The sequence below is a fragment of the Streptomyces sp. CNQ329 genome (genome assembly GCF_000482585.1).
On the sequence record NZ_AXVU01000036.1, the window covers coordinates 1 to 15,968 of the forward strand.

General features: G+C 75.0%; 15 protein-coding genes and 1 CRISPR repeat array. Of the genes, 2 read left to right on the forward strand and 13 right to left on the reverse strand.

Annotated elements, in window-relative coordinates:
* Positions 1-202 precede the first annotated feature (202 nt).
* A CRISPR array of direct repeats spans positions 203-656; the repeat unit is 25 nt; unit sequence CCATCCCCGCGTGCGCGGGGAGCAG.
* A gap of 259 nt (positions 657-915) precedes the next feature.
* The 11 genes from pheT to I003_RS0122305 all read right to left on the reverse strand — a co-directional run bounded on the left by pheT (position 916) and on the right by I003_RS0122305 (position 11,947).
* Complete coding sequence (pheT, locus tag I003_RS0122255) at positions 916-3,444, reverse strand: phenylalanine--tRNA ligase subunit beta (protein WP_027773533.1); 2,529 nt, start codon at positions 3,442-3,444, stop codon at positions 916-918.
* Positions 3,444-4,589: a phenylalanine--tRNA ligase subunit alpha gene (pheS, locus tag I003_RS0122260; RefSeq protein ID WP_027773534.1), complete on the reverse strand. Its 1,146-nt coding sequence runs from the start codon at positions 4,587-4,589 to the stop codon at positions 3,444-3,446. Before pheS ends, pheT begins: the two co-directional genes overlap by 1 nt.
* A gap of 161 nt (positions 4,590-4,750) precedes the next feature.
* Positions 4,751-5,836: an ATP-binding protein gene (locus I003_RS0122265; RefSeq protein ID WP_027773535.1), complete on the reverse strand. Its 1,086-nt coding sequence runs from the start codon at positions 5,834-5,836 to the stop codon at positions 4,751-4,753.
* Positions 5,837-5,909: 73 nt separating this feature from the next.
* Entirely contained in the window at positions 5,910-6,779 is an 870-nt protein-coding gene (locus I003_RS0122270; protein WP_027773536.1) for a TrmH family RNA methyltransferase, read from the reverse strand.
* A gap of 121 nt (positions 6,780-6,900) precedes the next feature.
* The gene (rplT, locus tag I003_RS0122275) at positions 6,901-7,287 is read right to left on the reverse strand and encodes a 50S ribosomal protein L20 (protein WP_027773537.1); all 387 of its coding nucleotides are present in this window, start codon (positions 7,285-7,287) and stop codon (positions 6,901-6,903) included.
* Between the two features lie 102 nt (positions 7,288-7,389).
* On the reverse strand, positions 7,390-7,584 hold the full coding sequence (gene rpmI / locus I003_RS0122280; protein ID WP_018852864.1) for a 50S ribosomal protein L35: 195 nt from the start codon (positions 7,582-7,584) through the stop codon (positions 7,390-7,392).
* Positions 7,585-7,692: 108 nt separating this feature from the next.
* Entirely contained in the window at positions 7,693-8,301 is a 609-nt protein-coding gene (infC, locus tag I003_RS0122285; protein WP_078564259.1) for a translation initiation factor IF-3, read from the reverse strand.
* Between the two features lie 333 nt (positions 8,302-8,634).
* Entirely contained in the window at positions 8,635-9,000 is a 366-nt protein-coding gene (locus I003_RS0122290; RefSeq protein ID WP_027773539.1) for a DUF1844 domain-containing protein, read from the reverse strand.
* 85 nt (positions 9,001-9,085) lie between these two features.
* Positions 9,086-9,829 carry an SseB family protein gene (locus I003_RS0122295; RefSeq protein ID WP_027773540.1) on the reverse strand — a complete coding sequence of 248 codons (744 nt, stop codon included), beginning with the start codon at positions 9,827-9,829 and terminating at the stop codon, positions 9,086-9,088.
* Positions 9,807-11,138: a type VII secretion-associated serine protease mycosin gene (mycP, locus tag I003_RS0122300; protein ID WP_027773541.1), complete on the reverse strand. Its 1,332-nt coding sequence runs from the start codon at positions 11,136-11,138 to the stop codon at positions 9,807-9,809. The genes I003_RS0122295 and mycP overlap by 23 nt, the downstream gene beginning before the upstream one ends.
* Positions 11,135-11,947 (reverse strand): hypothetical protein, encoded by an 813-nt coding sequence (locus I003_RS0122305; protein WP_051368380.1) that lies wholly within the window; start codon positions 11,945-11,947, stop codon positions 11,135-11,137. The genes mycP and I003_RS0122305 overlap by 4 nt, the downstream gene beginning before the upstream one ends.
* Before the next feature lie 22 nt (positions 11,948-11,969).
* Between I003_RS0122305 and I003_RS0122310 the strand changes: the two genes are divergently transcribed.
* The gene (locus I003_RS0122310; protein ID WP_027773543.1) at positions 11,970-12,395 is read left to right on the forward strand and encodes a hypothetical protein; all 426 of its coding nucleotides are present in this window, start codon (positions 11,970-11,972) and stop codon (positions 12,393-12,395) included.
* 135 nt (positions 12,396-12,530) lie between these two features.
* Entirely contained in the window at positions 12,531-13,751 is a 1,221-nt protein-coding gene (locus I003_RS0122315) for an alanine racemase (protein ID WP_027773544.1), read from the forward strand.
* A 12-nt stretch (positions 13,752-13,763) separates the two neighbouring features.
* Here the strand turns inward: I003_RS0122315 and I003_RS0122320 are convergent, their stop codons facing one another.
* Both I003_RS0122320 and I003_RS0122325 read right to left on the reverse strand, forming a co-directional pair.
* Positions 13,764-14,549, reverse strand: coding sequence for a 3-oxoacyl-ACP reductase (locus I003_RS0122320; protein WP_027773545.1), 786 nt, complete (start codon positions 14,547-14,549; stop codon positions 13,764-13,766).
* Between the two features lie 5 nt (positions 14,550-14,554).
* Positions 14,555-15,961 carry an aldehyde dehydrogenase family protein gene (locus I003_RS0122325; RefSeq protein WP_027773546.1) on the reverse strand — a complete coding sequence of 469 codons (1,407 nt, stop codon included), beginning with the start codon at positions 15,959-15,961 and terminating at the stop codon, positions 14,555-14,557.
* Positions 15,962-15,968: the final 7 nt, after the last annotated feature.

Here is a 15,968-nt window from a genome sequence, read left to right on the forward strand (position 1 = left end):
GCCCGGCGACCGCCCGCCCCCGGCGCCGCCGTACCCCGACCCGCCGCGCCTCACGCATACCCGCAGCCCGGTGCGGTACCCCGGACGCGCTGCGCGGGGGGCGGGGCACATCTGGAACCGCCGATCCACCACCCGTCGGGTCGATCCCCGCGGCTGCAAGGAGCAGATCGCGCGGGACTCGCGCATGAGGCCGTCGTCGGGTCCATCCCCGCGTGTGCAGGGAGCAGCGACGCGGAGCTGATGGCCCGGCACGCCCGCCAGGGTCCATCCCCGCGTGCGCGGGGAGCAGCAAGGCGCCGTTCTTGACCTGGAACAACGCCCAGGGTCCATCCCCGCGTGCGCGGGGAGCAGTCAGGCAGGAGCAGGCCGAGGACGAAAGGGCCGGGTCCATCCCCGCGTGCGCGGGGAGCAGTTGATCCACAGTTGGGCTGCGGGGCTGGACCCGGGGCCATCCCCGCGTGCGCGGGGAGCAGTACCGGGTAACAACTAACGACTCACGACGCTCGGGGCCATCCCCGCGTGCGCGGGGAGCAGATCTACGAGGACGGGCAGCCCGCGATGCTGTGGGGGCCATCCCCGCGTGCGCGGGGAGCAGCGTCGGCAGCTCGTTCAGCAGGTTGTTGTCGAGGGTCCATCCCCGCGTGCGCGGGGAGCAGACTCGCTGGCCTGCATCTTCATCGATCAGGGAGGGCGTCCTGAGCAACAAACAGAGATTCGGACATTTCCACCATCTGGCCGCAGGGACTCTCTGTTGCAGACAGGTTCGCGGGGACGGACTCTGCACGCTACGGCACGAGTTCAGCCTCAACCAAGTAGCAGGATCACCCACCGAACCCCAGCGCCCCGCCCGGCACCCACCGGCCAGGCGCCGCCCCGCACGACGGTACGGCCCTTGTGCCGTCGTGCGGGGTCCGGTCACGCTCCGCGCAGGACCGCGCCCGTCTCCTCCGCCGCCCGGGCCACCGCGGCGTCGCGGGCGGCGCCCGCTTCCTCGGCGGTCAGCGTGCGGTCGGCGGCGCGGAACCGCAGCGCGTAGGCGAGCGACTTGCGGCCCTCGCCCACCTGCTCGCCGGTGAAGACGTCGAACAGCCGCACCGACTCCAGCAGATCCCCCGCGCCCGCGCGCAGCGCCCCGGCGACCCGCGCCGCCGGCACGTCCGCCGCCACGACCAGCGCCACGTCCTGCGTGGCCACCGGGTACGTGGAGATGCGCGGCGCCTGCACCGGCCCGCCGCCGGCGATCTCCAGCAGATCGAGCGAGACCTCCATCGCGCACGTGCGCTCCGGCAACTGCAGCGCCTTGACCACCCGCGGGTGCAGCTCCCCGGCGTGGCCGACGACCCGCCGCTCGCCGTCGATGACCGCGAAGAGCGCCGCGCACCTGCCCGGGTGCCACGGCGCGTGCCGGTCGGCCTCCACCGCAAGCTCCACGCCCGCCTCCCGGGCCACCGTACGGGCCGCCTCCACCGCGTCCGCCCACTCGGCGGGACGGCCCGCGCCCCACCAGCCGGCCCGTTCGCGGGCACCGGCGAGGATGACGGTGGCGCGGCGCGGCTGTTTGGGCAGGGCGGCGTCGGGCCGGGCGATTTCCTCGTCGGTGGGCCGCCGGTCGACCGGCAGCCGGACCGGCGCGGTCTCGTGGCCGGAGGGCCGGAAGACCAGTCCGGTCTCGAAGAGCGCCAGGTCCGCGGCGCCGCGTCCGTGGTTGCGGCGCAGCGCGGCGAGCAGGCCGGGCAGCAGCGTGGTGCGCAGCGACGGCTCCTCGTCGCTGAGCGGGTTGTCGAGGGTGACGGTACGGCGGCGGGCGTCGTCCGGCTCCAGGCCGAGGGCGTCGAGGGCCGCCTCGCCGAGGAACGGGTAGTTCAGCACCTCGACGTAGCCCGCCCCGGCCAGCGCCCGGCCGGCCCTGCGGTGCAGCCGCTGCCGGCCGGTCAGGCCGCGGCCGGCCGGCGGCCGGGGCAGCGTCGACGGCAGGTTCTCGTAGCCTTCGAGCCGGATGACCTCCTCGGCGAGGTCGTTCGGCGAGGCCAGGTCGGGGCGCCAGGACGGCACGGTGACGGTCAGCTCGTCGGCGCCGTAGACGTCGCAGCCGACCTCCTGCAGCCGGCGCACCACGGTCTCGCGGCCGTACGTCACGCCCGCCACCCGGTCGGGGTGGTCGGCCTTCATCCGTACGGTACGCGGCCCGCCGAGCGCGGTGATCTCGGTCACGCCCGCCTCGGCGGAGCCGCCCGCCAGCAGCACCAGCAGGTCCACGGCGCGCTGCGCCGCGGCCGGGCCCGCATGCGGGTCCACGCCGCGTTCGAAGCGGCGCGACGCCTCGGAGGTGAGGCGGTGACGGCGGGAGGTACGCGCGATGGAAACGGGGTCGAAGTGCGCGGCCTCGATGACGATCTCGGTGGTGCCCGCCACGCTGCCGAGCAGGTGGTCGCGCACCGCGGCCTCGGCGATCTCGGTGTCGGCGCCGCCCATCACCCCGGCCAGCCCGATGGGGCCGCGGTCGTCGGTGATCAGCAGGTCCTCCGGGTCGAGGGTGCGCTCGACGCCGTCGAGGGTGGTGAGCTTCTCGCCGGGCGTCGCGCGGCGGACGCCGATCGGGCCGTCGAGCCGGGCGCGGTCGTAGGCGTGCAGCGGCTGGCCGATCTCCAGCATCACGCAGTTGGTGACGTCCACGGCGAGCGAGATCGGGCGCATGCCGGCCTTCTGCAGCCGGCGCTGCAGCCAGATCGGCGAGCGCGCCTCGGGGTCGACGCCGGTGACGACGCGGGCGGTGAACCGGTCGCAGCCGCGCAGGTCCTCGACCTTGACCTTGTAGCCGTAGTCGTTCGGCGCGGGCACGTCCAGCAGCGCCGGGTCGCGCAGCGGCAGGCCGTAGGCGATGGCGGTCTCGCGGGCGACGCCGCGCAGGGACAGCGCGTAGCCGCGGTCGGGGTTGACGGCGATGTCCAGGACCTCGTCGTTCAGCTCCAGCAGCTCGATGGCGTCGGTGCCCGGCTCGTACTCCGGCGGCAGCACCAGGATGCCGTCGTGGTCGTCGCCGATGCCGAGCTCGCGCGCCGAGCAGATCATGCCCTCGGAGACCTTGCCGTACGTCTTGCGGGCGCCGATCTTGAAGCCGCCGGGCAGTTCGCCGCCGGGCAGGATGACGACGACCTTGTCGCCGGCGGCGAAGTTGCTCGCCCCGCAGATGATGTTCTGCGGGTCGCCCGTCCCGTTGGCGTCGCCCACGTCCACCTGGCAGTAGCGGATCGGCTTCTTGAACTCCGTCAGCTCCTCGATCGCCAGCACCCGGCCGACGACCAGCGGGCCCGTCAGGCCCGCGCCGAGCCGCTCGACGGTCTCGACCTCCAGCCCTGCGCTGATCAGCTTCGCCTGAACGGCGCGGCCGGTCTCGCCGGCCGGCAGGTCGACGTACTCCCGCAGCCACGAAAGCGGGACTCGCATCAGATCTCCATCCCGAACGGCCGGGTGAAGCGCACGTCACCTTCGACCATGTCTCGCATGTCCTCGACGTTGTGGCGGAACATCAGCATCCGCTCGATCCCGAACCCGAACGCGAACCCGCTGTAGCGCTCCGGGTCGATTCCGCAGGCGACCAGCACCTTCGGGTTGACCATGCCGCAGCCGCCCAGCTCGATCCAGCCCTCCGAACCGCAGGTGCGGCAGGGCCGGTCCGGATTGCCGACGGACTCGCCGCGGCAGACGAAGCAGACCATGTCCATCTCGGCGGACGGCTCGGTGAACGGAAAGTGGTCCGGGCGCAGCCGGGTCCGCATGCCCTCGCCGAAGAGCGAGGAGACCATGTGGTCCAGGGTGCCCTTGAGGTCGGCCATCGTCAGGCCCTCGTCCACGGCCAGCCCCTCGACCTGCATGAAGACCGGGGTGTGGGTGGCGTCCAGCTCGTCGGTGCGGTAGACGCGGCCGGGGCAGATGACGTAGACCGGCGGCTCGCGGTCGAGCATGGAGCGGATCTGCACGGGCGAGGTGTGGGTACGCAGCACGACGCCGGACTCGCCGTCGCGCGGCCGCTCCTCCGCCCCCTCCGGCCGCGGGCCGCGGACGAAGAAGGTGTCCTGCTCGCTGCGCGCGGGGTGGTCAGGCGCGATGTTGAGCGCGTCGAAGTTGAACCACTCCGCCTCGACCTCGGGGCCCTCGGCCACCTCCCAGCTCATCGCCGTGAAGATGTCCTCGACCCGCTCGGAGAGCGTGGTCAGCGGGTGCCTGGCGCCGGCGGGGAAGCGGTCGTAGGGCAGCGTGACGTCCACCGCCTCCTCGACCAGCACGCGCGCGTCCCGCTCGGCCTCCAGCTCCTCCTGCCGCCGCTTGAGGGCCTGGCCGACCTCGCCGCGGGCCCGGCCCACGCGCTTGCCCGCGTCCGCCTTGGCGTGCGGCGGCAGAGCGCCGATCTCCCGGTTGGCCAGCGCCAGGGGTGAGCGGTCGCCGGCGTGGGCGGTCTTCACCTCGCGGAGCTGTGCGAGGTCGCCGGCCGCGGCGATGGCGGCCAGCGCCTCGTCGCGTACCCGGTCGATCTCTTCAGGTTTCAGTGCCTCGACCTCGACAGGGTCGTACGACTTGTTCGGTGCCGACATCTCTTCCCGTGCTTCCGGTTGGCTGGCTGCGCCCCGACCCGGCGGCCGTGGCGGGGTCGGCGAGCGAGGTCGCCGAAGGGCCGGGGGTCGAGTCTAGAGCCTGTCTCACAGACCCTGACGCGCGTGGACGTGGGTGGGGGCCCGCGGGCGGCGGCCGCTGCTCAGGCGAGGTGGGCCGGGGCGCCGACGGGCAACGTAAATCGGAAGCGGGCGCCGCCGCCGGGGGCGGGGCCGACCGTGATGACCCCGCCGTGGGCCTCCACGATGCCCTTGACGATGTACAGCCCCAGGCCGGTGCCGCCGCGCTTGCTGCCCCGCCAGAAGCGGGTGAAGACGCGGCTCATCGACTCCTCCGGGATGCCGGGGCCTTCGTCGCTCACGGTGACCTGGGTGCCTTCCCTGCCGTGGTTGAGAGTGGCGGGTGCCACCTCGATGGTGACAAGTCCCTCGCCGTGCCGCACGGCATTTTCCAGCAGGTTGCCCAGCACCTGGTCGACCTTGTCGGGATCGGCCCACAGGTCGGGCAGCTCGCCGGGTACCAGGGTACGGAAGCGGGCCGGGTCCTGGCCCGCGGTGGTCTGCGCCTCCACGTGCCGGTGCACCGCGGCGACCACGTCGACGCGCTGCTTGCGCACCTCCAGCCGGCCGGAGTCGATCCGGGAGATGTCCAGCAGCTCGGCGATGAGCCGCGTGACGCGGTTGGCGTCGGCGTGCACGGTCTCCAGCATCAGCCGCTTCTGGTCGTCGGTGAACCGCTCCCACTTCGCCAGCAGCGTGGCGGTGAAGCCCTTCACGGACGTCAGCGGCGAGCGCAGTTCGTGCGCGACGGTGGCGATCAGCTCCGCGTGGCTGCGCTCGCTGCGCCGCCGGGCCTCCGTGCCGCGCAGGGTGAGGACGAGCTTGCGCACCGGGCCCGTGGGCCCGTCGCGTACGTAGCGGGCGGCGACCAGCACCTCGCGGTTCCCGGGCAGCAGCAGATTGCGCTCCGGGTGGCCGGTGCGGATGGCCAGGCCCCCGTAGGGGTCCGTCAGCCGCCACCAGCGGCGGCCCTTCAGGTCCTCCAGGGGCAGCGCCTCGGTGAGCGGGCGGCCGAGGACGGCGGCCGGCTCCAGGGCGGTGATCCGCGCGGCGGCGGCGTTGAAGCGCACCACGACGCCGTCCTCGTCGGCCACGACGAGACCGTCCGGCAGATCGTCGGGCGCACAGCCGAGGTCCATGGCCTCGGGCCCGTCATCTGCACTCTCCACCCCGTGAACCCCCTCCCGCAGACCGGGCGTTGGCCTGCCCGTACGGTCGACTCGCGGACCTAGAGCGGTCACCTTACCGGGCGGAGCCGACGGGACGGCACCCGCCGATCGGGCGGTGCGCCCGGGCCGAGGCGTAGAGGCACACGGCGGCGGCGGTGGCCAGGTTGAGGCTCTCGGCGCGGCCGTGGATCGGCACGCGCACGACGGCATCGGCGAGCGCCCTGGTCTCCGGGGGCAGCCCCCATGCCTCGTTGCCGAAGACCCAGGCGGTGGGGGCGGCGAGGGCGCCGTCGTCCAGCTCGTCGTCGAGGTCCCGCTCGCCCGCCCCGTCCGCGGCCAGCAGCCGCACGCCGGCGGCGCGCAGCGCGGCGGCGGCGCGCTCGGCGGGCACGCCGGTGACGACGGGCAGGTGGAAGACGCTGCCGGCGGAGGCCCGTACCGCCTTGGGGTTGTACGGATCCACGGAGGCGTCGGTGAAGACCACGGCGTCGGCCCCGGCGGCGTCGGCGCAGCGCAGTACGGTGCCGGCGTTGCCGGGGTCGCGGACGTGCGCGAGGACGGCGACGAGGCGGGGGCGGGCGGCGACGACACCGGCCAGGGGCACGTCGAGGAACCGGCAGACACCGACCAGGCCCTGCGGCGTCACGGTCTGCGAGAGCCCGGCGACGACCTCCTCCGCGGCGGTGTGCACGCGCACCCCCGCGCCGCGGGCCGACCCGACGATCTCCGCGTGCCGCTCCCCGGCTTCGGGGGTGACGAAGAGTTCCACCAGCGCCGGGCCGTCGCCGCCTGGCCCTCCGGTCCCGTACGCCACCGCCTCCCGGACGGCCTGCGGCCCCTCGGCGAGGAACCTGCGCTCCTTGGCCCGCCCGCTGCGCCGCAGCAGCTTGCGGGCGGCGGTGACGCGGGCGGAGCGCGGCGAGATCGGCTCGGGGGTGCCCATGGACGGCGGGATGACCTTTCGTACGGCAGGTGCTGGCGGCGGAACGCCCCGCACGGACGGCAGAACCCGCAGGCCGGCGCGGCCTGCGGGTTCTCGGTACGTACCGCGCGAGCGCGGCGGCTCAGGCGGCGGACTTCGGCGCGTTGACGTCGCTGGGGAGCGCCTTCTGCGCCACCTCGACGAGCGCGGCGAAGGCACCGGCGTCGTTCACGGCCAGGTCGGCCAGCATCTTGCGGTCCACCTCGACGCCCGCGGCCTTCAGGCCCTGGATGAAGCGGTTGTAGGTGATGCCGTTGGCGCGGGCAGCGGCGTTGATCCGCTGGATCCAGAGCTGCCGGAAGTCGCCCTTGCGCTTCTTGCGGTCGTTGTAGTTGTAGACGAGGGAGTGGGTGACCTGCTCCTTCGCCTTGCGGTAGAGGCGGGAGCGCTGGCCACGGTAACCGCTGGCCTGCTCGAGGATCGCCCGGCGCTTCTTCTGGGCGTTGATTGCCCGCTTGACGCGTGCCACTTGTTCACTCCTTGGGGCTGGGTCGCGTCGGCTGCGCGACCCGGAACGGCTGGGTCCCGGTCTCTTGAGTCGTCCTGCGCCCTGCCGGTGCAGGGCGGCGGCTCACCTGCCGAGAAGCTTCTTGACCTTCTTGGCGTCGGCCTTGGACAGTTCGACCGTGCCGGCGAGGCGCCGGGTGAGAGTCGACGGCTTGTGCTCCAGGTAGTGGCGCCGGTTGGCACGCTGACGCAGCACCTTGCCGGAGCCGGTCACGCGGAAACGCTTCTTGGAACCACTGTGGGTCTTGTTCTTCGGCATCTCGCCGTTCACTCCTCGTCTTCGGCGCCTCCCGCCGCCCCGTAAAAGGGCATGCGGAAGCGTCAGACTGCTTCGTCCTACGTCTTCGGACCCGGGGCGGGTCCGCGATCAGGCCTCGGCGCGCTCCGCCGGAGCGTTGTCGTCGCCCCTGCGCTCCGCCTTGCGGGCGGCCTGGGCCTCCCGGGCTTCGGCCATCGCCTCGGTCTTCTTCTTGTGCGGACCGAGGACCATGATCATGTTGCGGCCGTCCTGCTTGGGGTTGGACTCCACGAAGCCCAGCTCCTGCACGTCCTCCGCAAGCCGCTGCAGCAGCCGCCGGCCCAGCTCGGGACGGGACTGCTCACGACCGCGGAACATGATCGTGATCTTGACCTTGTCACCCTGCTTGAGGAACCGCTCGACGTGACCCTTCTTGGTGTCGTAGTCGTGCGGGTCGATCTTCGGCCGGAGCTTCATCTCCTTGATGACCGTGTGCGCCTGGTTCTTGCGCGCCTCACGGGCCTTCATGGCCGACTCGTACTTGAACTTCCCGTAGTCCATCAGCTTGCACACCGGAGGACGGGCGTTCGCCGCCACCTCGACCAGGTCGAGGTCGTACTCCTGGGCAAGCTCCAGAGCCTTGGCGAGCGGGACGATGCCCACCTGCTCGCCGCTGGGGCCGACAAGTCGCACCTCGGGGACGCGAATCCGGTCGTTGATGCGGGGCTCGGCGCTGATGTGGCCTCCTCATTTCCACCACGCGACTGCCTGGCGGGCAACCACGTCACGTTCTCTTCCGCGGACCACCCGGCGCGGGGCACGAAAAAACCCCGGACAAGGACACAAGTGCGACTCCTGCCGGGGAGCACCACCACGGAGCCAGCCGCGGGGCGCTTGGGACCGGTGACCCGCCGACCGGGGGCCGGAAGGTGGGAGATCGGAGCCTCCACTTGCGGGCCGGTCGCTCCTCTTTCCTGCGTGGTGCGTCCGGCCGGTCGCTGTCCAGCATACCAGTGCCCGGCGAGACCCTGCACCTTTGTGCCCGCCCCCGCGGCGCGGCACGGGCGGTGGTCAGCCGATGACCGGACCCGTGTACGCCTCGCCCGGCCCGCGGCCCGGCTCGTCCGGGTGCTCGGAAGCCTCGCGGAAGGCGAGCTGCAGCGACTTCAGCCCGTCGCGCAGCGGCGCGGCGTGGTACGAGCCGACCTCCGCGGCGCCCGCCGTGACCAGCCCGGCGAGCGCGGTGATCAGCTTGCGGGCCTCGTCCAGGTCCTTGTGCGCGGCGCCTTCCTCGGCGAGCCCGAGCTTCACCGCGGCGGCGCTCATCAGGTGCACCGCCACCGTCGTGATCACCTCCACGGCGGGGACATCGGCGATGTCGCGGGTCATCGCGTCGAAGTCGGGTCCTGCGTCGGCGCCGGGACCGGTATCGCTCATGGGGGCTCGCTTCCTCGTACGGGACCGGAGGCCACCCTAACCAGGGCCCGCGCCGCGGTCCGGGGCCGGGGGCGCGGGCGCCGGTTCAGCGCAGCGTCAACGGCTCGCCGGGCAGCGGGGTGCCCGGCGGCAGCAGGGCCAGGTCCAGGCCGCGGACCAGCCGGGCCCGCAGGGTGGCGTCGGCGGCCAGCGCCTCCGCGACGCCGCGGGCGACCTCGGCGGGGGCGGCGCCGGGGTCCGGGACGAGCGCCAGGGTGCCGTCGGCTTCGCCGGCGCGGGCCAGGGACGCGGCCCGTACCGCCGCGACGCCGGCGACCACGGCGGTCACGGCCGCGACGACGCCCGGGTCGGCCAGCGGATCGGTGCTGCCGCGGCCCTCGGCGGCGGCGAGCAGCGCCGGGCCGGTCAGCTCGTACGGCACGGGGCCGGCGACGTCGAGGACGACGGTGTCGGCGCGCTCCGCGACGGCGGCGCGTACGGCCTGGGGCAGCGGCACGGCCACGGGGCGGGCGGCGGGGTCCCAGCGGGCGAGCGCGGCGGTGGAGGTGAAGGCGGGCAGCGCGCGCCGGCCGCCGGGGACTTCGAGGGTGGGCACCGCCATGTCGCTGCTCTTCTCCCGGCGCAGGCCGTCGTCCCCTTCCTCGGCTTCGCCGAGCAGCGCGACGACGGGGACCAGCACCCGCGTGCCGGCGAGGGCCGCGAGCACCCGGGATCCGGCCCCGGGATCGTCGGGGGCTTCGGCGTACGCGGTCAGGGCGGCGGCGACGCGGGGCTCGGCCGAGCCGTCGTCGCCGGCGAAGCCGGGATCAGGAATGTTCTTCAGCGACACCCGATGAGCCTAGCGGTGGCCCGTGGCCGGCCTGCGGGCGCGGTCCGCCGGGCGGGGGCGCGGGCGGCGGCGGTCCGGCCGGCGGTGCCGCGAAGGGCGAGGGTGCGGGGCCGCGCCGGGCGCCGGCCGCACGCGCTCGCGGGCCGCGCCACAGGAACCACGCGCCGGCGATGAGCCCCACGCCCACGACGCCCGCGGCGAGCGCGAGGCCGTTGGGCCCCTCGTCCTCGGCGGTGACGAGCACGGGCGCCGAGCCGAAGCGCTTCTCGCCGTACGCGGCGGCCTTCGGCTCCTGCGGCGCGGCCTTCAGCTCGCGCGCCGCCACGACGGCCGCCGCCGCGTCCACCCGGCCCGCGCCCAGCTCGTCGCTGCGCCCGCCCGCGGGCGGGTCCTGCGCGGTGTCCCGCAGCAGGTCGCGGATCTGCCAGGGGGTGAGGTCGGGGTTGGCGGCGCGGACCAGCGCGGTGACGCCGGAGACGAACGCGGCGGCGGCGCTGGTGCCCCAGCCCTCGTAGTAGCTGCGGTCGGGGTCGGCGATCGCCACGTCGACCCCGGGGGCGGCGACGGTGGCGTACCAGCGTCTGGTGGAGAAGTCCGCGCGCTCTCCGGAGCGGTCGACGGCGGTGACGGCGATGACGCCGGGGTAGGCCGCCGGGTAGGAGATGCGGTCGCCCTTCTCACCGCTGTTGCCGGCGGACGACACCACGGTCACACCCTTGCGCAGCGCGTACTGCACGGCGGCGTCCTCGCCGGGCTCGGGGTGCGCGGACTTGCTGTCGTCACCGAGGGAGAGGTTGATGACGTCGGCGCCGTTGTCGACGGCCCAGCGGATGCCGTCGGCGAGCGCGCTGCCGCGGGTGTCGCGGGCCTTGCCCCGCTGGGCGTCGCCGTCTTCCAGGATGACCCGTACCGGCAGGATCTTCGCCTCCGGCGCGACGCCCGTGACGCCCTCGGTGGCGCCGGGGCCGTGGCCGTGCGCGGCGATGATGCCGGCCATGGCGGTGCCGTGCCGGGCCCAGGAGTCGTCGCCGCGCCGGGCGCCGAAGCCGACGAAGTCCTTGCCGTCCAGCACCTGTCCGGTGAGGTCGGGGTGGCCGGCGTCCACGCCGGTGTCGAGTACGGCGACGGTGATGCCCTCGCCGCGGGTGGTGTTCCACGCTTCGGGGGCGCGGACGTCGTCCAGGCCCCACTGGAGCGGCTGGAGGCTGTCGGCGTGTGCGGGGGTGGGGCCGGTGCCGAGCAGGGCGGCGGCGGTCAGCGCCGCGAGGAGCGCGGCGGCGCGGCGGCGTCCGGGGAACGGCCGGGTCACCGCGGGGACTCCGTCGCCTCGGCGGAGGTCTTGCGCAGGCCGCGCTCGACGCGGTCGGCGATGCCCTCGGCGTCGTGGCCGAGGCCGGCCTGCGCGGGCGCGGTGGTCGCGGTCGGGTGGACGGCCTCGTTGGCGGGCTGGGGGTCGGTGACGGTGCGGCCGTCGCCGAAGCCGGTGACGGCGTACACGACGACGGGCGCGTCCGAGAGCACACGCACGGTCCAGGTCGCACGCTGTGCGTCGCCGAAGCCGGCGGCGGGGCCGGTCTCCGTGCCGTAGGCACGCGGCAGCATGTCCGGCCGGGCGTCCAGCTTCCGGTCCTCGAAGCGTTCCTCGAACCGGCCCATCTTCCCGGCGCCGGCCGCGGTGAAGACCAGGCCGACGGTGGTGACGCTGCTGCGGGTGGCGTCGGCGTACGTGGCGCGCAGCAGCTTCTCGCAGCCGACGCGGCGCAACTCCCGCGCCAGCGCCGGGTCGAGGCCCTGCTTGCAGTCCGCGGGCGGGGCGACGGCGACGCGTACCCAGACGCGGTCGGCGCCGCCGGGGCCCGCGCCGTCGCCTTCGAGCCGGGGCGGGAAGAGGGTGTCGACGGGGGTGGCGTGCCACAGGCCGCGGGCCGTCTCGTACGCGCCGGGCCGGGCCTCGGCCGCCGGCCCGTCGCTGAGCAGGCTGCCGGTGGCGGCGCCGGCGACGAGCCCGACGCCGGTGACGAGCGCGACGGCGGCGGCCACCGTGCGCGCGACGGTCCGCCGTTCGGCAGGCGGCTCCGGCTCGGGGCGCGGGACGTCGGAGGGGAGCACGGATGCCATGTGCAGGGGGGCGCCTACGGGCTTGGGGGGGACGGCGGGCCTGGGCGGGGCGTACGGCCGCGGCGGGTGGCGCGGCGGGCCGGACGCCGACGGCGCGGACGGCGTGCGCGACGCGGACCCGGTGGTCCCAGTGGATGCGGCGGACCCGGCGGACGCCGCGGAGAATCCAGACGGTGCGGGCGCCGGGGACCGCGAGGTGGTGGCGGACGTGGCGGCCGGCGGCGCGGATTCGGCGGCGGGCGCGGGCCGCGGGGGCCGTACGGACCCGGCGGCCGGGGCCGGCCCGGCGGCCCGTGCCGCGGACCCGGCGGGTCCCGCGGGCTGCCCCGGCCGTGCGGCCTCGGTGCTCTTGGGCGCCTGCGCCGCGGGCGGCGGTTCCGGCGACGGCGGGGCCGCGGGAGTCTGCTCTGCGTCGGTGCTCAACAGCCCCCTCACTCCCCTCCTGTGAGTAGCCCCGGATGACCTGCCGACAGGCGCTCGCGACACTCTACTGGGCTCCCGCGACGGACGGTGCGCCGCCCGAGCACCTCCTCCTGTCCGTACCCACTACCGCCTCCCGGCCACGCGGTGGCAGGCTTCCCCCATGCCGGACCACACCGCCCTCCGCCCGGATCACGCGGCCCTGCGCGCCCGCTACGACCGCGCCACCGCCCACCTCGACGCACCCTTCGCCGCCGTCGACACCGAGGCTTTCGACGCCAACGCGGCGGGGCTCGTGCGCCGCGCCGCGGGCAAGCCGGTGCGGGTGGCGAGCAAGTCGGTCCGCAGCCGGACGCTGCTGGAGCGGGTCCTGGCCAAGCCGGGCTTCGCCGGCGTCATGTCCTTCACGCTCGCCGAGTCGCTGTGGCTGGCGCGCTCCGGCTTCGGGGACATACTGCTGGCCTACCCGTCCGCGGACCGCGCCGGCTTCGCCGAGCTGGCCGGCGATCCGAAGCTCGCCGCGGCGGTGACGGTGACGGTGGACGACCCGGCGCAGTTGGACCTGGTGGACGCCGCCCGCGGGCGCGGGCGCGAGGAGATACGCGTCTGCCTGGAGCTGGACACCTCGCTGCGGCTGCTCGGCGGCCGGGTGCGCGTCGGTGCCCGCCGCTCGCCGCTTGCGGACGCGGCGGCGCTGGCGGCGGCGGCCCGCGCGGTGGTGCGCCGGCCGGGCTTCCGGCTGGTGGGGCTGATGGCGTACGAGGGACACATCGCCGGCGTCGGGGACGACGTCCGCGGGTCGCCGGTGCGGTCGCGCGGGGTGCGGCTGATGCAGGCGGCGGCGCGCCGGCAGCTCGCCGCGCGCCGGGCGGAGGCGGTGGCGGCGGTGCGCCGGCTTTCGGACCTGGAGTTCGTCAACGGCGGCGGTACGGGCAGCGTGCAGTCCACCGCCGCGGAGGACGCGGTCACCGAGATCGCCGCCGGCTCGGGGCTCTACCAGCCGCGGCTGTTCGACAACTACACCGCGTTCGACGGCCGCCCCGCCGCCGTCTTCGCGCTGCCCGTGGTACGCCGCCCCGGTGTCGGCGTCGTCACCGTCCTCGGCGGCGGCTACCCCGCCTCGGGACCCGCCGGCCGCGACCGGCCGCCCGTGCCGTACCTGCCGGAGGGATTGCGCTACGACCGGCAGGAGGGTGCCGGCGAGGTGCAGACACCGCTGCTCGGCCCGCCCGCCGACGACCTGCTGATCGGCGACCGGGTGTGGTTCCGGCACGCCAAGGCGGGCGAGCTGTGCGAGCGGTTCGACGCGCTGCACCTGATCGAGGGCGAGCGGGTGACGGAGACCGTCCGGACGTACCGCGGCGAGGGCCGTACGTTCCTCTGACGCGGCCCGCGCCTACAGCGGCGTGACGTACGCGCCCGCGATGCCCCCGTCGACCAGGAACTCCGCGGCATTGACGAAGGACGCGTCGTCGCTGGCCAGGAACGCCACCGCCGCGGCGATCTCCTCCGCCTCCGCGAAACGGCCCGCGGGAATGTGCACGAGCCGCCGGGCGGCGCGCTCCGGATCCTTGGCGAACAGCTCCTGCAGCAGCGGGGTGTTGACCGGCCCCGGGCACAGGGCGTTGACGCGGATGCCGTCGCGGGCGAACTGCACGCCCAGCTCACGGGACATGGCCAGCACGCCGCCCTTGGAGGCGGTGTAGCTGATCTGGGAGGTCGCGGCGCCCATGACGGCCACGAACGAGGCGGTGTTGACGATGGAGCCGCGGCGCTGGCGCTGCATATAGGGGATGGCGGCCTTGCAGCACAGGTAGACGGAGGTGAGGTTGACCTCCTGGACACGGCGCCAGGCGTCGAGGCCGGTGTCGAGGATGGAGTCGTCCTCGGGCGGCGAGATGCCGGCGTTGTTGAACGCGACGTCGACCGAGCCGTAGGTGTCGTACGCGGACCGGAAGAGCGCCTCGACGTCCTCGGGGACGGTGACGTCGGTGCGGACGAACAGCCCGCCGGTGGCTTCGGCCGCCGCCTTGCCCGCGGTCTCGTCGACGTCGGCGCAGACGACGTGCGCGCCCTCCGCGGCGAGCCGGCGGGCGGTGGCCAGGCCGATGCCGCTGCCGGCTCCGGTGACGACCGCGGTACGGCCGGGCAGCCGGCGGCAGACGGAGGTCTGGTCGTTCATCGTGCTCACTCCTCGGTACTGATGAAGACGTTCTTCGTCTCGGTGAACGACGCCAGCGCGTCCGGGCCCAGCTCGCGGCCGAGCCCGGACTGCTTGAAGCCGCCGAAGGGCGTCCAGTAGCGCACGCTGCTGTGCGAGTTGACCGAGAGGTTCCCGGCGGCCACGGCGCGCGAGACGCGCACGGCGCGGGCGGTGTCGCGGGTCCACAGCGAGCCCGCCAGGCCGTACGGGCCGGTGTTGGCCAGGCGCACGGCCTCGGCCTCGTCGTCGAAGGGGTGGACGACGGCGACGGGGCCGAAGACCTCCTCGCGGCTGACCGGGTCGTCGGGCGGCGCGTCGGTGAGGACGGTGGCGGGGTACCAGTACCCGGGCCCGTCGGGGACGGTGCCGCGGATGGCGGCGGGGCGGGACTCGGGGACGTGGCCGCGGACCCGCTCGCGGTGGGCGGCGGAGATCAGCGGGCCCATCCGTGTCGCGGGATCGGCGGGGTCACCGGCGGTGAAGGCGTGGACGGCGGGCTCCAGCAGGGCGAGGAAGCGGTCGTACACGCGGCGCTGGACGAGGATGCGGCTGCGTGCGCAGCAGTCCTGGCCGGTGTTGTCGAGGAACGACGCGGGGGCGGCGGCCGCGGCGCGCTCCAGGTCGGCGTCGGCGAAGACGATGTTCGGGCTCTTGCCGCCGAGTTCGAGGGTGACGCGCTTGACCTGCTCCGCGCAGCGCGCGGCGATGTGCTTGCCGACGGCGGTGGAGCCGGTGAACACGATCTTCGCCACGTCCGGGTGGTCCACGAGCGCCGCGCCCGCGATCGCTCCCGCGCCCGGCACGACCTGGAACAGCCCCTCCGGCAGGCCCGCTTCGAGCGCCAGCTCGGCGAGCCGGAGCGCGGTCAGCGGGGTGGTCTCGGCGGGCTTGAGCACGACGGCGTTGCCGGCGGCGAGTGCGGGTGCGGTGCCCCAGGCGGCGATGGGCATGGGGAAGTTCCACGGGGCGATGACGCCGACGACGCCGAGCGGCTCGGCGAAGGTGACGTTGAGCCCGCCGGCCACCGGGATCTGGCTGCCGGTGAGCCGCTCCACTCCCCCGGCGGCGTAGTCGAGGAGGTCGCGCACGTTGCCCGCCTCCCAGCGGGCGGCGGCGAGCGGGTGCCCGGCCTCGGTGACCTCCAGCCGGGCCAGCTCCTCGATCCGGGCGTCGACCTCGGCGGCGAAGCGGCGCAGCAGCCGGGCGCGCTCGCCCGGGGCGAGGGCGGCCCAGCCCCGCTGGGCCCCGGCCGCGCGGGCGACGGCGGCGGCGACCTCGGCGGGGCCGGCGGCCGGGACGGTGGCGACGGCCTCCTCGGTGGCGGGGTTGACGACGGTGTGCTCGTGCGGCGCGGCGGGTGGTGCCGGTGCTGCGGGTGCCGATGCTGCCAAGGGATTG

What these genes read in the sequence shown, in the direction of transcription:
- I003_RS0122320 (WP_027773545.1), bottom strand. Translation starts at nt 14,549, where the DNA reads ATGAACGACCAGACCTCCGTCTGCCGCCGGCTGCCCGGCCGTACCGCG.
- I003_RS0122305 (WP_051368380.1), bottom strand. Translation starts at nt 11,947, where the DNA reads ATGGCATCCGTGCTCCCCTCCGACGTCCCGCGCCCCGAGCCGGAGCCG.
- I003_RS0122270 (WP_027773536.1), bottom strand. Translation starts at nt 6,779, where the DNA reads ATGGGCACCCCCGAGCCGATCTCGCCGCGCTCCGCCCGCGTCACCGCC.
- pheS (WP_027773534.1), bottom strand. Translation starts at nt 4,589, where the DNA reads ATGTCGGCACCGAACAAGTCGTACGACCCTGTCGAGGTCGAGGCACTG.
- rpmI (WP_018852864.1), bottom strand. Translation starts at nt 7,584, where the DNA reads ATGCCGAAGAACAAGACCCACAGTGGTTCCAAGAAGCGTTTCCGCGTG.
- I003_RS0122290 (WP_027773539.1), bottom strand. Translation starts at nt 9,000, where the DNA reads ATGAGCGATACCGGTCCCGGCGCCGACGCAGGACCCGACTTCGACGCG.
- I003_RS0122315 (WP_027773544.1), top strand. Translation starts at nt 12,531, where the DNA reads ATGCCGGACCACACCGCCCTCCGCCCGGATCACGCGGCCCTGCGCGCC.
- pheT (WP_027773533.1), bottom strand. Translation starts at nt 3,444, where the DNA reads ATGCGAGTCCCGCTTTCGTGGCTGCGGGAGTACGTCGACCTGCCGGCC.